This is a genomic window from Streptomyces longispororuber (assembly GCF_014656095.1).
GTDB lineage: Bacteria > Actinomycetota > Actinomycetes > Streptomycetales > Streptomycetaceae > Streptomyces > Streptomyces longispororuber.
The window spans coordinates 1-1,057 of record NZ_BNBT01000326.1; the positions used below are offsets into that span (position 1 = coordinate 1).

Genomic DNA, 1,057 nt, shown 5'->3' on the forward strand with positions numbered 1-1,057 from the left:
GTGGGCGCGGCGGCTGACCGGGGGCCGCGCGGAGGACGCGGGCCGGGACTACGAGGCGTACGACGAGGGGGACGACGGCCCCCCGGCGCCGGGGGCCTACGCGGCAGCGGCGGGCGGCGGGCCGTCCGCGCGGCCGGTGCCCGAGGTGTGGCCCGACGCGGCGGCGCTGCTCCTGACGGCCCTCGGGCCGGGCACGCGGCTGTGGGAGCGCGGGCCCGGGCATCCGGAGGCGCTCGCGGTGCGGCTCGGCACAGTCGACCGGGCGGCGCCCGGCCAGAGCACGCTGCTGCCCGCCGTGCCGGTGACGGTGAGCCTCCGGGAGGCCGGGGCGCTCGGGCTCGCCGGGCCGCGGGAGCGGCTCGCGGGCCTGGCCCGGTCGGTGCTCGCGCAGCTCGCCGCGCTGCACTCCCCCGCGGACCTGGAGATCGTGCTGATCAGCACGGACCGGGCGCGGACGGCACAGGAGCGGACCGCGGAGTGGTCCTGGCTCGGCTGGCTGCCGCACCTGCGCCCCGCGCGCGGGCAGGACTGCCGCCTGCTGCTTGCGTACGACCGCGAGCAGGCCGCGGCGCGCACCGGCGAGCTGCTGCGCCGCCTGGACGAGGCCGCCGAAGCCGCCGAGGACGGAACCGGAGCCGGCCAGGGGGAAGGGCCCGCGTCCCCGGAGGCCTACGGTCCGCGCACGGTCGTGGTGCTGGACGGCGACCCCGGCTCCGCCGCGCTGCGGGAGGCCGCCGCCCGGCTCACCCGGGAGGGCGGCCGGGCGGGGATCCACGTGGTGTGCCTGGCCGAGACGGCCGCGGCCTCGCCCGCGTCGCCGGTGACGGAGACGTACGAGGCCGCGTGCGCGGTGGCGCCCGCGTTCCGCGCGTGCGGGGCGGTGGCGCTGCTCAGCGGCGACGTGGCGACGGCGCTGCGGGTGCTGCGCGCGGTGGACGGGCGGCCCGCGGGGCACGGCACGGTCGCCGTGGTGGACGCGGTGTCGGCGGCGTGGGCGCAGCGGTTCGCCCGGGCCCTGGCCCCGTTGCGGCCCGACGGCACCGGCGGGAGCGGGCAC

General features: G+C 81.6%; 1 pseudogene. It reads left to right on the top strand.

The window, feature by feature from the left end:
• A pseudogene (locus tag IE330_RS38460) lies at positions 1–1,057 on the top strand (cell division protein FtsK); the annotation flags it as partial.